21 protein-coding genes are annotated in these 15,943 nt (G+C 71.8%); 3 read left to right on the top strand and 18 right to left on the bottom strand.

The features are described from left to right. Positions 1 to 338 precede the first annotated feature (338 nt). The 15 genes from ASC99_RS10375 to ASC99_RS10310 form a co-directional block, all read right to left on the bottom strand. On the bottom strand, positions 339 to 1,040 hold the full coding sequence (locus ASC99_RS10375; RefSeq protein WP_057230923.1) for a VIT1/CCC1 transporter family protein: 702 nt from the start codon (positions 1,038 to 1,040) through the stop codon (positions 339 to 341). Between the two features lie 202 nt (positions 1,041 to 1,242). Further along, positions 1,243 to 2,178 carry a prolipoprotein diacylglyceryl transferase gene (gene lgt, locus ASC99_RS10370; protein ID WP_057230515.1) on the bottom strand — a complete coding sequence of 312 codons (936 nt, stop codon included), beginning with the start codon at positions 2,176 to 2,178 and terminating at the stop codon, positions 1,243 to 1,245. A gap of 75 nt (positions 2,179 to 2,253) precedes the next feature. Beyond that, positions 2,254 to 3,066: a thioredoxin domain-containing protein gene (locus ASC99_RS10365; protein ID WP_057230513.1), complete on the bottom strand. Its 813-nt coding sequence runs from the start codon at positions 3,064 to 3,066 to the stop codon at positions 2,254 to 2,256. Between the two features lie 55 nt (positions 3,067 to 3,121). Next, positions 3,122 to 3,640, bottom strand: a complete 519-nt coding sequence (locus ASC99_RS10360; protein ID WP_082598230.1) for a MauE/DoxX family redox-associated membrane protein — start codon at positions 3,638 to 3,640, stop codon at positions 3,122 to 3,124. A gap of 145 nt (positions 3,641 to 3,785) precedes the next feature. Then, positions 3,786 to 4,037, bottom strand: a complete 252-nt coding sequence (locus ASC99_RS10355) for a hypothetical protein (RefSeq protein ID WP_057230511.1) — start codon at positions 4,035 to 4,037, stop codon at positions 3,786 to 3,788. A gap of 309 nt (positions 4,038 to 4,346) precedes the next feature. Beyond that, the gene (gene trpA, locus ASC99_RS10350) at positions 4,347 to 5,153 is read right to left on the bottom strand and encodes a tryptophan synthase subunit alpha (protein WP_057230509.1); all 807 of its coding nucleotides are present in this window, start codon (positions 5,151 to 5,153) and stop codon (positions 4,347 to 4,349) included. Between the two features lie 2 nt (positions 5,154 to 5,155). Beyond that, complete coding sequence (gene trpB, locus ASC99_RS10345) at positions 5,156 to 6,391, bottom strand: tryptophan synthase subunit beta (RefSeq protein ID WP_057230508.1); 1,236 nt, start codon at positions 6,389 to 6,391, stop codon at positions 5,156 to 5,158. A gap of 55 nt (positions 6,392 to 6,446) precedes the next feature. Continuing rightward, positions 6,447 to 6,590, bottom strand: coding sequence for a tryptophan biosynthesis modulator TrpM (gene trpM / locus ASC99_RS42085; protein WP_369824173.1), 144 nt, complete (start codon positions 6,588 to 6,590; stop codon positions 6,447 to 6,449). An 8-nt stretch (positions 6,591 to 6,598) separates the two neighbouring features. Continuing rightward, positions 6,599 to 7,411 carry an indole-3-glycerol phosphate synthase TrpC gene (gene trpC, locus ASC99_RS10340; RefSeq protein WP_057230505.1) on the bottom strand — a complete coding sequence of 271 codons (813 nt, stop codon included), beginning with the start codon at positions 7,409 to 7,411 and terminating at the stop codon, positions 6,599 to 6,601. 198 nt (positions 7,412 to 7,609) lie between these two features. Beyond that, positions 7,610 to 8,071, bottom strand: coding sequence for a DUF2752 domain-containing protein (locus tag ASC99_RS10335; RefSeq protein ID WP_057230503.1), 462 nt, complete (start codon positions 8,069 to 8,071; stop codon positions 7,610 to 7,612). A gap of 119 nt (positions 8,072 to 8,190) precedes the next feature. Further along, positions 8,191 to 8,448, bottom strand: a complete 258-nt coding sequence (locus ASC99_RS10330) for an HGxxPAAW family protein (RefSeq protein WP_057230501.1) — start codon at positions 8,446 to 8,448, stop codon at positions 8,191 to 8,193. Positions 8,449 to 8,560: 112 nt separating this feature from the next. Then, complete coding sequence (locus ASC99_RS10325) at positions 8,561 to 9,181, bottom strand: TIGR02234 family membrane protein (RefSeq protein WP_057230499.1); 621 nt, start codon at positions 9,179 to 9,181, stop codon at positions 8,561 to 8,563. A gap of 43 nt (positions 9,182 to 9,224) precedes the next feature. Further along, positions 9,225 to 10,736, bottom strand: a complete 1,512-nt coding sequence (locus tag ASC99_RS10320; RefSeq protein ID WP_057230496.1) for an anthranilate synthase component I — start codon at positions 10,734 to 10,736, stop codon at positions 9,225 to 9,227. Between the two features lie 42 nt (positions 10,737 to 10,778). Further along, positions 10,779 to 11,153, bottom strand: coding sequence for a phosphoribosyl-AMP cyclohydrolase (gene hisI / locus ASC99_RS10315; RefSeq protein WP_057230919.1), 375 nt, complete (start codon positions 11,151 to 11,153; stop codon positions 10,779 to 10,781). 47 nt (positions 11,154 to 11,200) lie between these two features. Next, on the bottom strand, positions 11,201 to 11,674 hold the full coding sequence (locus ASC99_RS10310) for a hypothetical protein (RefSeq protein ID WP_063857053.1): 474 nt from the start codon (positions 11,672 to 11,674) through the stop codon (positions 11,201 to 11,203). A 135-nt stretch (positions 11,675 to 11,809) separates the two neighbouring features. Between ASC99_RS10310 and ASC99_RS10305 the strand changes: the two genes are divergently transcribed. From ASC99_RS10305 to ASC99_RS10295, 3 genes are all read left to right on the top strand, one after another. Then, positions 11,810 to 12,346, top strand: a complete 537-nt coding sequence (locus tag ASC99_RS10305) for a hypothetical protein (RefSeq protein ID WP_157531467.1) — start codon at positions 11,810 to 11,812, stop codon at positions 12,344 to 12,346. Between the two features lie 33 nt (positions 12,347 to 12,379). Then, complete coding sequence (locus ASC99_RS10300) at positions 12,380 to 13,018, top strand: TIGR03085 family metal-binding protein (protein ID WP_057230490.1); 639 nt, start codon at positions 12,380 to 12,382, stop codon at positions 13,016 to 13,018. A gap of 88 nt (positions 13,019 to 13,106) precedes the next feature. Further along, positions 13,107 to 13,871, top strand: coding sequence for a VOC family protein (locus tag ASC99_RS10295; protein ID WP_057230488.1), 765 nt, complete (start codon positions 13,107 to 13,109; stop codon positions 13,869 to 13,871). A gap of 154 nt (positions 13,872 to 14,025) precedes the next feature. Here ASC99_RS10295 and hisF read toward each other — a convergent pair whose 3' ends face one another. The 3 genes from hisF to priA are packed head-to-tail and all read right to left on the bottom strand — an operon-like array spanning position 14,026 to position 15,943. Continuing rightward, positions 14,026 to 14,796, bottom strand: a complete 771-nt coding sequence (gene hisF, locus ASC99_RS10290) for an imidazole glycerol phosphate synthase subunit HisF (RefSeq protein WP_057230486.1) — start codon at positions 14,794 to 14,796, stop codon at positions 14,026 to 14,028. Continuing rightward, positions 14,793 to 15,224: a RidA family protein gene (locus ASC99_RS10285; protein WP_057230484.1), complete on the bottom strand. Its 432-nt coding sequence runs from the start codon at positions 15,222 to 15,224 to the stop codon at positions 14,793 to 14,795. Before ASC99_RS10285 ends, hisF begins: the two co-directional genes overlap by 4 nt. Further along, the gene (priA, locus tag ASC99_RS10280; protein WP_057230482.1) at positions 15,221 to 15,943 is read right to left on the bottom strand and encodes a bifunctional 1-(5-phosphoribosyl)-5-((5-phosphoribosylamino)methylideneamino)imidazole-4-carboxamide isomerase/phosphoribosylanthranilate isomerase PriA; all 723 of its coding nucleotides are present in this window, start codon (positions 15,941 to 15,943) and stop codon (positions 15,221 to 15,223) included. Before priA ends, ASC99_RS10285 begins: the two co-directional genes overlap by 4 nt.

Here is a 15,943-nt window from a genome sequence, read left to right as displayed (position 1 = left end):
ATTTCGTGCAGGTTACATGATGCCGGACATCCCGAAAAGTGGAATGTCACGTCCAGATGGCGGACAAGGTGCCCAGGTCACGGGCTATTACCGGCAAGTAACAGAGCTGGCGGGAGGCGAACGCTCGTCCGCACGCTCCCACCAGTGTGCCCCCTGTCGCCGGGAGCGAAACAGGGACGTAATGCCCCGTCCACATCGTGAGAAGGGGCGCCCTGCGAATCCTTCTCCGATCGGCGAGCCGCGCATGAGATTCTGCGGCCGGGCCCTCGCCTCGCCGGGATCAGTGCAGGTCTACTCAGTGATCCATGTGGGGAAGGTCATATTCATACAGGGTCAGGTCAGCCGACCTGACCCCCGATCAGCGCGCCCAGCAGGTAGGTCACCGCGGCCGCCGCCGAACCCAGCAGCAACTGCCGCAGCCCGCTGTACCACCAGCTGCGCGCGGTCACCCTGGCCACCACCGCACCGCACAGGAACAGCCCGGTCAACGCGAGCACCAGCGCGGGCAGCAGCGAGGTGGCGCCGAGCAGGTACGGCAGCAGCGGGAGCAGCGCGCCGAGCGCGAAGCACCCGAACGAGGAGACCGCGGCCACCATCGGGGACGGCAGGTCGTGCGGGTCGATCCCGAGCTCCTCGCGAGCGTGCACCTCGAGGGCCTGCTCGGGGTCGGTGGTGAGCTGCCGGGCCACCTCGCGAGCCAGCTCCGGTTCGACCCCCCGGGAGATGTACAGCTCCGACAGCTCGGCCAGCTCACCCTGCGGGTTGCGGTGCAACTCCAGCCGCTCCACCTCGATCTCGGCCTCGACCAGCTCCCGCTGGGAGGCCACCGAGGTGTACTCGCCGGCCGCCATCGAGCAGGCGCCGGCGGCCAGCCCGGCCAGGCCGGTGATGATCACCGTGCTGGTGGAGACCGCGCCGCCGACCACGCCGGTCATCAGCGCGAAGTTGGAGACCAGCCCGTCCATCGCGCCGAACACCGCCGGGCGGAGCCAGCCACCGTTGACGTCCCGGTGGTGCCCCTCGGCCGGGATGCGAGGCATCGGGTTCTCCTCGGCGATCGGCTCGGCGATGGTCACGGTCACGGTCTGGCCCCCAGGTACGACGTACTGCGAAATCTCCTGACGCCTCGAAAGGTAGTCCGATGAAACGATGGTTTCCAGCAAAGTAAGGCTGTCCGAACAGCACTTCGGCCGCCCCGCACCGAGACGGTGCAGGGCGGCCGAGGAGTCGGAAGTCAGCAGTTCAGGACGGTTTCCCGGGCTCCGGGTCGGTCGTTGCGGCGGTGTCCTCCGGCTGGTCCCCGCCGGTGGCGACGGACTCCGGCTCGGACAGCGTCAGTTCACCGACGTGGGCGGCCGGGTCGATCGAGTCCGGGTCCTCCCGGCCGGGGCGCTTCTTCCCGACGATCACCAGGTAGGCGATGGCGCCGACGAAGGTGAGGATCGCGGTCCACTCGTTCAGCCGCAGGCCGAGGATGTGGTGCGCCTCGTCGATCCGCAGGTCCTCGATCCAGAACCGGCCCACGCTGTACGCGGCGACGTAGACCGCGAAGGCCCGGCCGTGGCCGAGGGTGAACCGCTTGTCGGCCCAGATCACCAGCAGTGCGACACCGACGCACCAGAGCGACTCGTACAGGAAGGTCGGGTGGAAGACCCCGTCCACCACCGAACCGTCCGACTCGATCTTGTGGATCTCCAGACCCCAGGGCAGGTCGGTGGTCCGGCCGTACAGCTCCTGATTGAACCAGTTGCCCCAGCGGCCGCAGGCCTGGGCCAGCGCGATGCCGGGGGCGATCGCGTCGGCGTACGCGGGCAGCGGGACGCCCCGGCGGCGGGCGCCGATCCAGGCACCGACCGCGCCGAGCGCGATCGCGCCCCAGATGCCGAGGCCGCCCTCCCAGATCTTGAAGGCGTTCCAGGGGTTCTTCCCGTCACCGAAGTACAGCTGGTGATCGGTGATCACGTGGTAGAGGCGGCCGCCGACCAGGCCGAACGGCACCGCCCAGACGGCGATGTCACCGACGGTGTGCTTGGCACCGCCCCGGGCGACCCAGCGCTTGCTGCCGAGCCAGACGGCCACGACGACACCGATGATGATGCAGAAGGCGTAGGCGCGAAGCGGGACGGGCCCCAGATAGAGGACCCCCCGCGACGGGCTCGGAATGTATGCGAGATCCATGGCGAGGTCGACGCTACCGGACCCCGCCCGACACTCCGGCACCGCGCGGGGTCACAGCTTTCGAACGTTCGTCGCTCAGGGCGCCGGAGTGGCGCTGGTGACGGTGCCCAGCGGCTTGCCCGCGTTGGCGGCGTCCACCCACTTCGCCAGGTTCTCCGGACTGATCTGCTCCTCACCGTTCTTCGGGTAGATCGGCGTGCCGTTGAGCAGGATCGTCGGGGTCGACTTGTAGCTGGACTTGTCGAAGTCCTGCTGCACCGCGGACACCCAGCCGGCGTACTTGTTGTCGTTGACGCAGCTCTCGAAGGTCGGGCTGTCCAGCCCGGGGACCTGCTTGGCCAGGTCGATCAGGGTGCTCTTGTCGCCGAAGGAGTCACTGGTCTCCTCCGGCTGGTTCTTGTACATCACGTCGTGGTACTCGCGGAACTTGCCCGCGTCCTGGGCACAGGCCAGCGCGTTGGCACCGTACTTGGAGCCCTTGCCGCCGAGCGAGCGGTCGATGAACGAGACGATGTGGTAGTTCCCGTAGAGCTTGCCCTGGTTCTCCAACTGGTTGACCGTGCTGGAGAATTCACGCTCGAAGGTGCCACAGGCCGGGCAGCGCGGGTCCTCGTAGACGGTCAGCACCGAGGGGGCGTTCGCCGGGCCGTCCGGGATCACCAGGTTCTTGTCACCGATGGTGCCGGCCGGGTGGGCCACCGGGGTGTCCGGCTTGGAGCGCTGGTTCTGCACCACCACACCGGTGATCACACCCGCCGCGATCACCGCGAGCACCACCCCGCCGATGATCAGCTTCTTCTTCCGCTTCGAACGGGCCTCCTCGGCGGCCCGCTCCTCCAGCATCCGCTCGCGGGCGGTGCGCTTGCCTTCTCGGTTCTTCTCACTCATAGCTCTGGTACGTCCAAGGTGGGGGCCGGTGGGTTCGGTGGCGGCTGTCGGTCCGTCAAGCGCTCAGCCACGCATCGGCCGAGAGCTTGGTCCTGGGCCGGTACACCAGCCACGCGGCCAGCAGCAGGAAGCCGCTGTCGCGCATGATCTCCTGCAGGTACTCGGTCTGCGAGGAGTCGACCGCGCCACCGCCGCCGAAGCAGCCGCAGTCGATCGAGATGCCACGGGCCCAGGCGGAGCTGATACCGCCGATGAAGGTGAGCAGCAGCAGGGCCGAGATCACCGCGACGATCCGCGTCCCGAGACCGATCAACAGCAGCAGGGCGAGGGCCAGTTCGAGGAACGGCAGCCCGTAACCGATCGGCTTGACCAGGGACTCGGGCAGGATCTCGTACGCCCGCACGGCCTGCGCCGCCTCCGCCGGATCGGCCACCTTGGCCAGCCCGGCCCAGGCCCAGACCACGGCCAGGCCGATCCGGGCCGCCAGCCCAAACCACTCCCCCGCCTCGCCGTCGACCGCGCGGCGCAGTCCCGAGCCGCGGTCCGGTGCGGCGGCGGTCTGCTGACTGGCCATCGGGTCCTCCCCCTCGGTACGTCCCTGGCGTGGTGCTACTCACGCTTCCTGATGAACCGTAGGGGATGAATGGCGGTTACTCCACATTCGCGCATTAAGCCGAATGAGTGATGAAATAGGGACAGATGTCCGATCTGATCCAGCGTCAGTGCTGCCCGCACCCGGCCGGACCCGCCAGCCGGCTGAGCGGTGGCCGCCCATCGTGCTGCGACCGCCCGGCCCGCACCACCGAATCCACCCGGGCCGCCTGACTGCACACGTACGCATCCCGCTCGGCCCGCTCCGCCCCCCGCTGGGCCAGCACCGGACCGACCACCGCCTCCGCACCCAGCGTCGCACCGAGCACCAGGGCGGCCGCCGCCGCCCGCAGCAGGACGGCACGCTGGAGACGGGGCACTTGGCGCACTCCTTCAGTCGGCGAAACGAGTCGTACAGCACACGAACTCGTCCCTCCACTCAACGCCACCCAACCGCCCCCGATGCGTCAACCCCCAACACTTCACCCGGACGGCGGGCCCGAGCCGACCCTCCGGACATCAACCCACAGGGGCTCGGGGAACTGCGACGCCGACCTCGAAAAGGTCAAACGTACGTAGGTGGTCAGGCACTTTGGATTTTGACCCGAGCGCCAGATCTCCTCGCCCCGCGGCGGAGCCGCTTGTCAGCAGAGCCCCGAGCCCCTGATAGTGCAACCTCGGGAAGGTGCCTAGCGGCGGCGGACGCCCTCCGCCAGTTCAGCGGCGAGCTCGCGGACCGCTGCCAGCCCGGCGTCGTCGTCCGCCGCGTCCAGGATGCGCTGGACAAAGGCGGAGCCCACGATCACCCCGTCCGCAAAAGCCGCCACCTGCGCAGCCTGGTCGGCGTTGGACACCCCGAGCCCGACGCAGACCGGCAGGTCGGTGGTGGCCCGGGTGCGGGCGACCAGGTCCTCGGCCAGGTTGCCGACGGCCGCCCGGGTGCCGGTCACGCCCATCACGGCGGCCGCGTAGACGAAGCCGGAGCCCGCCGCGGTGACCTCCGCGAGGCGCGGGTCCTTGCTGCTCGGGGCGACCACGAAGACGGTGTCGAGCCCGTGCTCGCCCGCCGCCTTCCGCCACTCGTCGGACTCCTCGACCGGCAGGTCGGGCAGGATCACGCCCGCTCCCCCGGCGGCGGCCAGCTCGGCCGCGAACCGGGCCACGCCGTAGCGGTCCACCGGGTTCCAGTACGTCATCACCAGCACCGGCGTACCGGGGTGGGCGGTGGTCGCCTCGGCGACCGTCCGCAGCACGTCCTTGATCCGGACGCCGCCCCGCAGCGCGATGTCGTCGGCGGTCTGGATGGTCGGACCGTCCAGCACCGGGTCGGAGTGCGGCAGGCCGACCTCGACCACGTCGCAGCCGCCCTCGATCAGGGCCTTGACCGCGGCGATGCCGCCGTCGATGGTCGGGAAGCCGGCCGGCAGGTAGCCGATCAGGGCCGCCCGGTGCTCACTCTTCGCGGCGGCCAGCACCGCGCTCAGCTTCGAAGCCATGGTCACTTACCCCCGTTGTTCTGGTCGTACAGGCCGAAGTACTGGGCGGCGGTGTGCATGTCCTTGTCGCCACGGCCGGAGAGCGACACCAGGATGGTGGCCTCCGGGCCCAGCTCGCGGCCGAGCACCAGCGCCCCCGCGAGCGCGTGCGCGCTCTCGATCGCCGGGATGATGCCCTCGGTACGGGACAGCAGCCGCAGCGCCTGCATCGCCTGATCGTCCGTCACCGGGCGGTACTCGGCCCGGCCGGTGTCCTTCAGCCAGGCGTGCTCGGGGCCGACGCCGGGGTAGTCCAGGCCCGCCGAGATCGAGTGCGACTCGATGGTCTGGCCGTCCTCGTCCTGCAGCACGTATGTGCGCGAGCCGTGCAGCACTCCGGGGTCGCCCTTGGTCAGGGTGGCTGCGTGCCTGGGGGTGTCCACGCCCTCGCCGGCCGCCTCGCAGCCGATCAGCCGGACGCCCGCGTCCGGGATGAACTCGTGGAAGATGCCCATCGCGTTGGAGCCGCCGCCGACACAGGCGACCACGGCGTCCGGCAGCCTGCCGGTGCGCTCCAGCACCTGCTCGCGGGCCTCGATGCCGATCACCTTGTGGAAGTCCCGGACCATCGCGGGGAAGGGGTGTGGCCCGGCCACCGTGCCGAACAGGTAGTGGGTGGAGTCGACGTTGGCGACCCAGTCCCGGAACGCCTCGTTGATGGCGTCCTTGAGCGTGCGGCTGCCCGAGGTCACCGGGATCACCTCGGCGCCCAGCATCCGCATCCGGGCCACGTTGAGCGCCTGGCGCTCGGTGTCGACCTCGCCCATGTAGATGGTGCAGTCGAAGCCGAACAGCGCGCAGGCGGTGGCGGTGGCCACGCCGTGCTGGCCGGCGCCGGTCTCGGCGATGATCCGGGTCTTGCCCATCCGGCGGGTCAGCAGCGCCTGGCCCAGCACGTTGTTGATCTTGTGCGAGCCGGTGTGGTTCAGGTCCTCGCGCTTGAGCAGGACCCGCGCCCCGCCCGCCTCGGCGGAGAACCGGTGCACGTCGGTGAGCGGGCTCGGCCGCCCGGTGTAGTCCTTGAGCAGCGCGTCGAGCTCGGCGGCGAAGGCCGGGTCGGCCTTGGCCTTCTCGTACTCCTCGGCGACCTGCTCGACCGCGGCGACCAGCGCCTCCGGGATGAAGCGGCCGCCGTACGCGCCGAAGTAGCCCCGGGCGTCGGGGACCTGAGTGCCTGGCAGGTAGTCCTTTTCGGACATGGCTGTAGTCCTCGTGATTCGGTGAATGACTGTCAGGAACGTGGCATGGCTGTGCTCAGCCGTTCGTCCTGCGCCATCGGCGACCCGGCACCTGCCCGGGCTCGCAGCCGATCACGTACCGCACCCGCCGCCCCAGCACCCGGCGCGCGGGCGCGCGGCAGCCGCGCGGGCGGCAGCCGGGGGCGAGACGGGCACTCATCGGTCGGGTCAGCCCCGTCCGTTGTTGCGCAGCGCCGGGTGGGCACCGGCGGCCACCAGGTCGGCCACGGCCGCCTTCGGGTCCTTGCCGGTCACCAGGGACTCGCCCACCAGCACGGCGTCCGCGCCCAGGTTGGCGTACGCGATCAGGTCGTGCGGACCGCGCACCCCGGACTCGGCGATGCGGACGATGTGCGCCGGGATGGCGTCCACCACGTTGCCGAAGGTGTTCCGGTCGACCTCGAGGGTCTTGAGGTTGCGCGCGTTGACACCGATGATCTTCGCTCCGGCGTCCACCGCGCGGGCGACCTCCTCCTCGTCGTGCACCTCGACCAGGGGCGTGAGCCCGATCGACTCGGCCCGCTCGATGAGCGAGACGAGCGCGGGCTGGTCCAGGGCCGCCACGATCAGCAGCGCGAGGTCGGCGCCGTGGGCGCGGGCCTCCCAGAGCTGGTACGCGGTGACGATGAAGTCCTTGCGCAGGATCGGGGTCTCGACCGCGGCCCGGACGGCGTCCAGGTCGGCCAGCGAACCGCCGAAGCGGCGCTGCTCGGTCAGCACACTGATCGCGGCGGCACCGCCGGCCGCGTAGTCGAGCGCCAGGGCCGCCGGGTCGGCGATCGCCGCCAGCGCTCCCTTGGAGGGGCTGGAGCGCTTGACCTCGCAGATCACCCGGATGCCGTCGCCACGCAGCGCGGCAACGCCGTCCTTGGCGTCGGGAGCCTTGGCGGCCAGCTCCTTGAGCTGGTCCAGGGAGACCCGGGCCTGTCGCTCGGCGAGGTCCTCGCGGACCCCGTCGATGATCTCGTCGAGCACACTCACGCGGGCGCCCCCATCGTTCTGCCGGGCGATCGCCCGGCTAGTCGGGTGTAACACCGCGGGTACGAACCGGACCGGACCTGTGCAGGTCCGGTGCTGATCTGCCCCCGTCGGCCTCTCGATGGTATCGGGCGCAGGGGGCGCGAACCGCATCCGCCCGGCGCGCGTCTCGCGGAGCGGACCGGCGCACACGCCGGAGGGCTACACCGCGGGCGGTGCCAGGGCGGCTCCGATCGGGAGGTTTCGCAGCACCATGAACAGCCCGAGGACCAGCACCAGCAGGACGGTACGGGCCGCGCCGAACCCGATCCGGGGCGCCTTCCCGCCGGTCAGGGCGGCCCACAGCCAGCCCACCCAGAGCAGCCCGGCGACCACCGCCAGCAGCACCACCAGCAGGTTGTCGTGCACCGCCGTGGTCAGTTCGCCGTGGGTCAGCGCGTGCACGGCCCGCAGGCCACCGCAGCCGGGACACCACCAGCCGGTGGCCGCGAGCACCGGGCAGGTCGGGTAGTGGCCGGGCGTGTTCGGGTCCACCCCCGCCACGTACAGGGTCGGCAGACCGACCGCCGTCAGGGCGGCCAGCGGGCGGACCAGCCGGCGCAGCAGGGACGGCGGCACGGGCGAGGCGCTGGGTTGCGGGGCGGGCTGCGGGGCGGCGTTCACACCGCCGATTCTGCCCCGGCCGCCGGGGCTCACCCCTCAGGCGAGCGTGCGTGTCACGCAGCAGGGAGCGACCGGCGCTCCGTGCGCCTGCCGCTCCCTGGGACGGATCTGACGGGGGTTCAGGCCCCGGCGGTGACGGCCTCGCGGCGAGCGATCGTCTCCTCGGGGGTGGCGAAGTTCTGGCTGGGCTGCTTGCCCATGCCCGCCATCGCCATCGCCTTGCCGACCACGCCGCCGAGCACGACGACGACCAGGCCCACCCAGAACAGCCAGATGGCGGGAAGGATCATGGCGACGCCGCTGACCGTGAAGCCGATGAAGGCGATGGTCGAGCCGGTCCAGGCGGCGGGGGTGTTGCCGTGCGCTGCTGCCGACATCTGATGGTGCTCCTTGGTTCTCCGGGGCCCGGCCGGGCTGACGGGCGCTCGGCGGGTTTACGTCCCCATTGTGCCGGGCCCTGACGTCCGACCCCAAGCGGGGGCCTCTGTTTCAGGTGGGATCCTCGCCACGGTCCAGTGCCTGCCACAGCTCGGCCGGGGTCCCGGCGCCCTTGGCCTTCGGCGTGGCCTTGCGGGCCGGCGCGTCGTACCGGCTGCCCATCGCGGGCCAGTCCCGGCCGTGCCGCACCGTCAGCAGCCCGGCGACGGCCAGCAGCAGACCGCCCAGCGCGGCCACCCACGGCCAGGCCGTGTGGCTCACCTGCTCCGCCTGGGCGCTGACCAACGCCAGCTTCTTGGCCGCCTCGCCGTTCAGCGCACCGGCACCGGTCGCGCCGGCCACCGCCGCCACCGCAGCGCCGAGCCCGGCCAGCGTCACCAGGGCGCCCACCACCGCCTTGCCCACGCCACGCACCGCGAAGACCGCCACCGCCGAAGCCAGCCCGACCAGCGCCAGCCCGCCCGGCAGCCCCGAAACCGCACTCCCGGTCACCTCGACCGCCAGCCCCCCGGCCTTCCCCGTCGCCCACACCCGGCTCACGGCGGTCAGCACCAACACCGCCCCGAGCACGGTCAGCGCCAGCATCACCCCGAGACTCCGGCGGCTGTTCTTCTTCGGCGCAGTCTCGACGGCAGCGGGCTCAGCAGTACGGGGCGAGGGAAGCGAGGTCACCCGTCCACTATCCCTGACCGGACCGCCCGGACCGCGCCGGGGTCTACCGCGAGCTGCGCAGGGTGTTGGCGGTGGCGACGGCGCGGAGGACGGCGGCGGCCTTGTTGCGGCACTCGGTGTCCTCGGAGTGCGGGTCGGAGTCGGCCACCACGCCGGCGCCCGCCTGGACGTAGGCGGTGCCGTTGCGGAGCAGGGCGGTGCGGATGGCGATCGCGGTGTCGGAGTCGCCGGCGAAGTCGAGGTAGCCGACGCAGCCACCGTAGAGGCCGCGGCGGGTGGGTTCGAGCTCCTCGATGATCCGCATCGCGCGGGGCTTGGGGGCACCGGAGAGGGTGCCCGCCGGGAAGCAGGCGGTCAGCACGTCGAAGGCGGAACGGCCCGCCGCCACCTGGCCGGTGACGGTGGAGACGATGTGCATCACGTGGCTGTACTTCTCGACCGACATGAAGTCGACCACCTCGACGCTGCCGGGCTCGCAGACCCGGCCGAGGTCGTTGCGGCCGAGGTCGACCAGCATCAGGTGCTCGGCCCGCTCCTTCGGATCGGCGAGCAGCTCGGCAGCCAGCTCGGCGTCCTCGTGCGGGGTGGCGCCGCGGTGCCGGGTGCCGGCGATCGGGTGCACCATCGCCTGACCACCCGTCACCTTGACCAGCGCCTCCGGGCTGGAGCCGACCACGTCGAAGCCGCCCTCGGCGGTGCCGTCCGGGCCGGGGAAGCGGAACAGGTACATGTACGGGCTGGGGTTGGTGGTGCGCAGGACCCGGTAGACGTCCAGCGCGCTGGCCTCGCACGGTGCTTCGAACCGCTGCGAGGGCACCACCTGGAACGCCTCGCCGGCCCGGATCCGCTCCTTCACCTCCTCGACCGCCGCCCGGTACGGGGCTCCGCCGAAGGGTGAGTGGGCGTCAACCGCCGTGGGGGTGAAGGTCGCCAGGCCCGGGTCGACCGGCCGGGCCAGGTCGGCCTGCATCCGGTCCAGCCGGGCGACGGCGTCGGTGTACGCCTCGTCCACACCGGTGGCCAGGTCGTTGTGGTTGACCGCGTTGGCGATCAGCACCACCGTGCCGTCGGCGTGGTCGAGCACGGCCAGGTCGGTGGCCAGCAGCATGGTCAGCTCGGGGAGCTTCAGGTCGTCAGGGGTGAGGTTCGGCAGCTTCTCCAGCCGGCGGACCACGTCGTACCCGAGGTAGCCGACCAGACCGCCGGTGAGCGGCGGCAGGCCGTCGTCGGTGTGCCGGGGCGTGTGCAGGGCCTCCAGCGCGGCCCGCAGCACCTCCAGCGGGTCGCCGGTGGTGGGGATGCCGACCGGCGGGCTGCCGTGCCAGCGGGCGTTGCCGTCCGGGTCGGCGGTCAGGGTGGCGGCGCTGTGCACGCCGACGAAGGAGTACCGGGACCAGTTGCCCTGCTCCGCCGACTCCAGCAGGAAGGTGCCCGGGCGCTCGTCGGCCAGGCTGCGGTACAGCCCGATGGGGGTGAGGCCGTCCGCGAGGAGCCGGCGGGTGACCGGGATGACCCGGGTGTCTACGGCGAGCTTGCGGAAGTCCTCAAGGTCCATCTGGCTTGGCACCGTTCGTCAGTCGGGACAGTGAAGGAAAGACTAGCGAGCGACCGGCAGCAGGTCGGCGTCGAAGCAGGTCCGGTCGCCGGTGTGGCAGGCCGCGCCGACCTGGTCGACCTTGACCAGCAGGGTGTCGCCGTCGCAGTCCAGCGCCACCTGCTTGACGTGCTGGAAGTGGCCGGAGGTGTCGCCCTTGACCCAGTACTCCCGGCGGCTGCGGCTCCAGTACGTGCAGCGGCCGGTGGTCAGGGTGCGGTGCAGCGCCTCGTCGTCCATCCAACCGAGCATCAGCACCTCGCCGGTGTCGTACTGCTGGGCGATCGCCGGCAGCAGGCCGTCCTCGGTGCGCTTGAGCCGGGCGGCGATGTCAGGGGCGAGGGCGGTGCTGCCGGGAGCGGCGGGAGTGGTCGACATGGCGCCCATTGTGGCAGCTCACCCAGGCCGACCCGGTACTGCAGGGGTCAGGCCGCCGGGCTCTCGCACCCCTGCGGCCAGACCACCTGGACGTACAGCCCGGCCCGCTCTGCCGCCTTCACCACGTCGGCGGTGTGCCCCTCGGGGCGTCCGTCCCAGACCGCGATCAGCTCGTCCACCATCCCGACCAGGGCCCGGCAGGTGTCGTCGCCGAGCCCGCCCACCTCGACCGGGGCCAGCCGGTGCACCGCGTTCGCCTCGTTCATCAGCCGCTGCCTGGTCTGCCGGCCGGCTCCCGCGAACGCCCCGGCCTTCCCAGCCGTGGCCGACACGATCACCTCGACCTTGCCGCCGTGCTCCAGCACCGACTGGGCGAACCAGGTCTCAGGGCCGGCCGCCAGACAGGTCACCCCGACCAGGTCGTAGCTGCCGAACGTGGTGACCAGTCGCCACAGCTCGCCCCGGACCAGCATCTCGCTCAGATCCGAGAGCCCCTCGTGCCCGACGATCCCAACTCGCATAACCAAAGACCCCAGTACCTGTTCAGGGCCGTGCCACCGCCAGCGTATACCTGGCCCGGTTCCGGCTTGGCGGAGTAGCTGACGGGACGGTCCCTGGCGGCCAGAATGGGCCCGGTCGGAACAAGGGGGTCGGGGATGAGACGGCGACGGGTGGCGGCCACGGCGGTGGTCCTGCTTCTGCTGGCGGCGGGTGCGGTGGTGCTGCTCCGGCCGGAGCCGGAGCAGCGGGCGGTGCCGTCACCGCCGCCGCCCAGTTCGGCCGCGCCTTCGCCCTCCCCCTCGCCTTCGCCTTCGCCGAAGGTGCTGCCGTACCTGTACTTCCTGCCTGGGACGTGCCTGGACTACCAGCCGCTGAGCCGGACGACGGCACCGGCGGAGGCCCGGCCCTGCGAGCAGCCGCACGACGGCGAGGTGATCGCCGACATCGTGCTGCCCGACGGGCTGACCGGTGAGCCGGCGGTCCAGCAGGCGATGACCGCCGCCTGCGAACCGCACCTGGTGGAGTGGGAGGGCAGGCAGGGCGGCGGCGGCCCCTACTTCGGGCGCTACCTCGGGCCGCGCCTGGTGCACTACCAGGCCGGGCTGCGGGACGCGACCTGCATCATGTCCGTCACCGACCAGCCGGGCGGTCGGCGGCTGACAGGGCATCTGAAGGGTCTTGGGCCAAGCTAGTTCGGCTCCACGCGCGCACGTAGGCTGGGCCGCATGTCGAACTTCGCTCGAGTGCAGCGCCAGCGGTTGACCGGACTCCTGCGTGCGGCCGGGCCGGACGCGCCGACCCTCTGCACGGGGTGGACCACCCGCGACCTGGCCGCCCATCTGGTGGTGCGCGAGCGGCGGATGGACGCGGCGGCCGGGATCAGGCTGACCCCGCTGGCCGGCTGGACGGCCCGGGTCCAGGGGGACTACCGGGCGCGCCCGTACGAGGAGTTGCTGCGACTGTTCCGGACCGGGCCGTCGGCGTTCTCCCCCTTCTCACTGCCCGGCGCGGACGAGGCGGCCAACGTCGTCGAGTACTTCGTGCACGCGGAGGACGTCCGGCGGGCCGGCGAGGAGTGGCAGCCGGAGCCGCTCGACCCCGGGCTGACCGAGGCGCTCTGGCGGCGGCTGCCGATGCTGGCCCGGCTGGAGGCCGGCCGGAAGTCCCCGGTACGGCTGGTACTGCGGCGGCCGGACGGCCGGGCGGTGACCGTCTCGCGGCAGACCGGGCCGACCGTCGAGGTGGCCGGCGAGCCGGGCGAGTTGGTGCTGTTCGCGTTCGGCCGGGGGGCGCGGGCGCAGGTCACGGTGAGCGGGCCGGCGGACGCGGTCGAGGCGCTGCGGGTGGTACTGCCGTTCGAGTGACAGTCCGTCAGTCGGCGCGCGCGCCTGTCAGTGGCGGGTGGCAGGGTGGAACGGACGACGCCATGCCACCCGAAGGAGCGGTTTCCGCATGCTCACCACCGACTTTCAGACCGGCTCGCCGACCTGGCTCGACCTGGGCAGCCCCGACACCGGTGCGGCGGCCGCCTTCTACGGCGAGGTGCTCGGCTGGACCTTCCAGTCGGCCGGGCCTGAGGCGGGCGGCTACGGCTTCTTCCAGCTGGACGGGCGGACGGTGGCCGCACTCGGCCCGCTGACCGAGGACGGCACGCAGTCGTCCTGGACGCTCTACTTCGCCACCCCGGACGTGGACGCCACCGTGAAAACCGCCGAACAGGCCGGCGGCACCGTGCGGGTCGAGCCGGGCGACGTCTTCGACGCCGGGCGGATGGCCGCCCTGACCGACCCGCACGGCGGGCAGTTCGCCCTCTGGCAGGCCGCACGGACGGCCGGCCTCGACACGGCGGGCTCGCCGGGCTCGCTGTGCTGGGCCGAGCTGCACACGCCCGACGCAGCGGCGGCGGTGGCCTTCTACCGGGCGCTGTTCGGGTGGCGCACCGAGCAGGTCGAGGTCCCCGGGATGACGTACACCGTGGTCTCGGTGGCCGAGGGCGACCAGCAGGACGCCGCGTTCGGCGGGATCGCCCCGAGCGAGCACCCCGAAGCCGGGTGGCTGCCGTACTTCGAGGTCGCGGACCCGGACGCAACGATCGCCCACGCGGTGGAGAGCGGGGGGACGGTGCTGCTCCCCGGCGTGGACGCCCCCGGCATCGGGCGGATGGCCTGGCTGACGGATCCGTTCGGCGCACGCTTCGCGGTCATCCGCAGCGAATAGGCGCCTCGCCAAGTTGCACCATCAGGGGCCCGGGGAACGGCGGCGCCGGCCTCAGGAGCGTTCAACGTACGTGCGTGGTCAGGCACTTTGCATTTTGACCCGCACGCCAGACCTCCTCGCCGTTCCCCGAGCCCCTGGACAGTGCAAGTCAATGTCAGCGGACAGGGTGCCCGGCCGACCGGAGGGCTTCCTTGACCTGGCCGATGCGGAGGTCGCCGAAGTGGAAGACGCTCGCCGCCAGGACAGCGTCCGCGCCGGCGTCGACCGCGGGGGCGAAGTCGGCGAGCTTGCCCGCGCCGCCGGAGGCGATCACCGGGACGGCGACGGCCTTGCGGACGGCGCGGATCAGCTCGAGGTCGTAACCGTCCTTGGTGCCGTCCGCGTCCATCGAGTTGAGCAGGATCTCGCCTGCGCCCAACTCGGCGGCCCGGCCCGCCCATTCGACCGCGTCCAGCCCGGTGCCCTGGCGGCCGCCGTGGGTGGTGACCTCGAAGCCGGAGGCGGTCTCGGTGCCGGGCGGGCAGCGGCGGGCGTCGACCGAGAGGACCAGCACCTGCCGGCCGAAGCGCTTGGCGATCTCGCGGATCAGCTCGGGCCGGGCGATCGCGGCGGTGTTGACGCCGACCTTGTCGGCGCCGGCCCGGAGCAGCTTGTCGACGTCCTCGACGGCGCGGATACCGCCGCCGACGGTGAGCGGGATGAAGACCTGCTCGGCGGTGCGGCGGACCACGTCGTAGGTGGTCTCCCGGTCGCCGGAGGAGGCGGTGATGTCGAGGAAGGTCAACTCGTCGGCGCCCTCGGCGTCGTAGAGCTTGGCCATCTCGACCGGGTCGCCCGCGTCCCGCAGGTTCTGGAAGTTGACGCCCTTGACCACCCGCCCGTTGTCCACGTCCAGACAGGGGATGACTCGTACGGCGAGGGTCATTGCGACAAACCTTCCAAGCTGCTGGCGAGCCCGGCGCGGTAGGCATCGAGCTCGATCTCGACCATCATCCGGGAGTCGATCAGGCCCTCCACCACGACCATGGTGGCGGCGGGCCGGGAGGCGCCGAACAGGGTCAGGTGGGCCCGGCCGACCTCGTCGGCGTCCCGGACATGGGTGATGTACATCCTGGTGCGGAACACGTCGTCCGCCGTCAGACCGTACGAGGCGAGGGCCTGCAGGCCGACACCGAAGGCAGCCAGGGTCTGGTGGTACGGGTCGCCCTCGTGCTCGATCCGCCCGTCCACCCACGCGGTGGTGCCGGCCACGTGGACGTGGTCCCCGGCCGCCACGGCGCGCGAGTAGCCGAACTCGTCCTCCCAGGGGGAGAATCCGGCGATCCTGCCGCGTACGATCTGACGGTCCGTCATGAAACGGCCTCCAGGGCCTCTTCGAGGGTGAACTTGCTCTCGTAGAGTGCCTTGCCCACGATCGCGCCCTCGACACCCTCGCCGGTCAGCGTGGCGATCGCGCGCAGGTCGTCCAGCGAGGAGACGCCGCCCGAGGCGACCACCGGCTTGTCGGTGGCGGCGCAGACGTTGCGCAGCAGCTCCAGGTTGGGCCCGGTCAGGGTGCCGTCCCGGTTGACGTCGGTGACCACGTAGCGGGCGCAGCCCTCGGCGTCGAGGCGGGCCAGCACCTCGTAGAGGTCGCCGCCCTCGCTGGTCCAGCCGCGGCCGCGCAGGGTGGTGCCGACCACGTCCAGGCCGACCGCGATCTTGTCACCGTGCTCGGCGATCACCTTGGCCACCCACTCCGGCTGCTCCAGCGCGGCGGTGCCCAGGTTGACCCGGCGGCAGCCGGTGGCGAGTGCGGCGGCCAGCGAGGCGTCGTCCCGGATGCCACCGGAGAGCTCGACCTTGATGTTCATCTGCTCGCTCAGCTCGCGGATGATCTCGCGGTTGTCGCCGGTGCCGAACGCGGCGTCCAGGTCCACCAGATGCAGCCACTCGGCGCCCGCGTTCTGCCAGGCGAGTGCCGCCGCGAGCGGCGTGCCGAAGGAGGTCTCGGTGCCGGAGGCGCCCTTGACCAGGCGGACGGCCTGGCCGTTGCGGATGTCGACGGCGGGCAGCAGTTCGAGGCGGCTCAT

Source organism: Kitasatospora sp. Root107, assembly GCF_001424875.1.
GTDB lineage: Bacteria > Actinomycetota > Actinomycetes > Streptomycetales > Streptomycetaceae > Kitasatospora.
Note: the sequence above shows the minus strand (reverse complement) of the source record. Positions and strands in the feature narration are given on the sequence as shown.

Coding starts and splice junctions, on each gene's coding strand:
- lgt (WP_057230515.1), bottom strand. CDS start 2,178: ATGGATCTCGCATACATTCCGAGCCCGTCGCGGGGGGTCCTCTATCTG.
- ASC99_RS10285 (WP_057230484.1), bottom strand. CDS start 15,224: ATGACGGACCGTCAGATCGTACGCGGCAGGATCGCCGGATTCTCCCCC.
- ASC99_RS10360 (WP_082598230.1), bottom strand. CDS start 3,640: ATGGCCAGTCAGCAGACCGCCGCCGCACCGGACCGCGGCTCGGGACTG.
- ASC99_RS10305 (WP_157531467.1), top strand. CDS start 11,810: ATGAGACGGCGACGGGTGGCGGCCACGGCGGTGGTCCTGCTTCTGCTG.
- priA (WP_057230482.1), bottom strand. CDS start 15,943: ATGAGCCGCCTCGAACTGCTGCCCGCCGTCGACATCCGCAACGGCCAG.
- trpB (WP_057230508.1), bottom strand. CDS start 6,391: ATGTCCGAAAAGGACTACCTGCCAGGCACTCAGGTCCCCGACGCCCGG.
- ASC99_RS10295 (WP_057230488.1), top strand. CDS start 13,107: ATGCTCACCACCGACTTTCAGACCGGCTCGCCGACCTGGCTCGACCTG.
- ASC99_RS10330 (WP_057230501.1), bottom strand. CDS start 8,448: ATGTCGGCAGCAGCGCACGGCAACACCCCCGCCGCCTGGACCGGCTCG.
- ASC99_RS10375 (WP_057230923.1), bottom strand. CDS start 1,040: ATGCCTCGCATCCCGGCCGAGGGGCACCACCGGGACGTCAACGGTGGC.
- trpM (WP_369824173.1), bottom strand. CDS start 6,590: ATGAGTGCCCGTCTCGCCCCCGGCTGCCGCCCGCGCGGCTGCCGCGCG.
- ASC99_RS10365 (WP_057230513.1), bottom strand. CDS start 3,066: ATGAGTGAGAAGAACCGAGAAGGCAAGCGCACCGCCCGCGAGCGGATG.
- ASC99_RS10300 (WP_057230490.1), top strand. CDS start 12,380: ATGTCGAACTTCGCTCGAGTGCAGCGCCAGCGGTTGACCGGACTCCTG.
- trpA (WP_057230509.1), bottom strand. CDS start 5,153: ATGGCTTCGAAGCTGAGCGCGGTGCTGGCCGCCGCGAAGAGTGAGCAC.
- ASC99_RS10310 (WP_063857053.1), bottom strand. CDS start 11,674: ATGCGAGTTGGGATCGTCGGGCACGAGGGGCTCTCGGATCTGAGCGAG.
- hisI (WP_057230919.1), bottom strand. CDS start 11,153: ATGTCGACCACTCCCGCCGCTCCCGGCAGCACCGCCCTCGCCCCTGAC.
- hisF (WP_057230486.1), bottom strand. CDS start 14,796: ATGACCCTCGCCGTACGAGTCATCCCCTGTCTGGACGTGGACAACGGG.
- ASC99_RS10320 (WP_057230496.1), bottom strand. CDS start 10,736: ATGGACCTTGAGGACTTCCGCAAGCTCGCCGTAGACACCCGGGTCATC.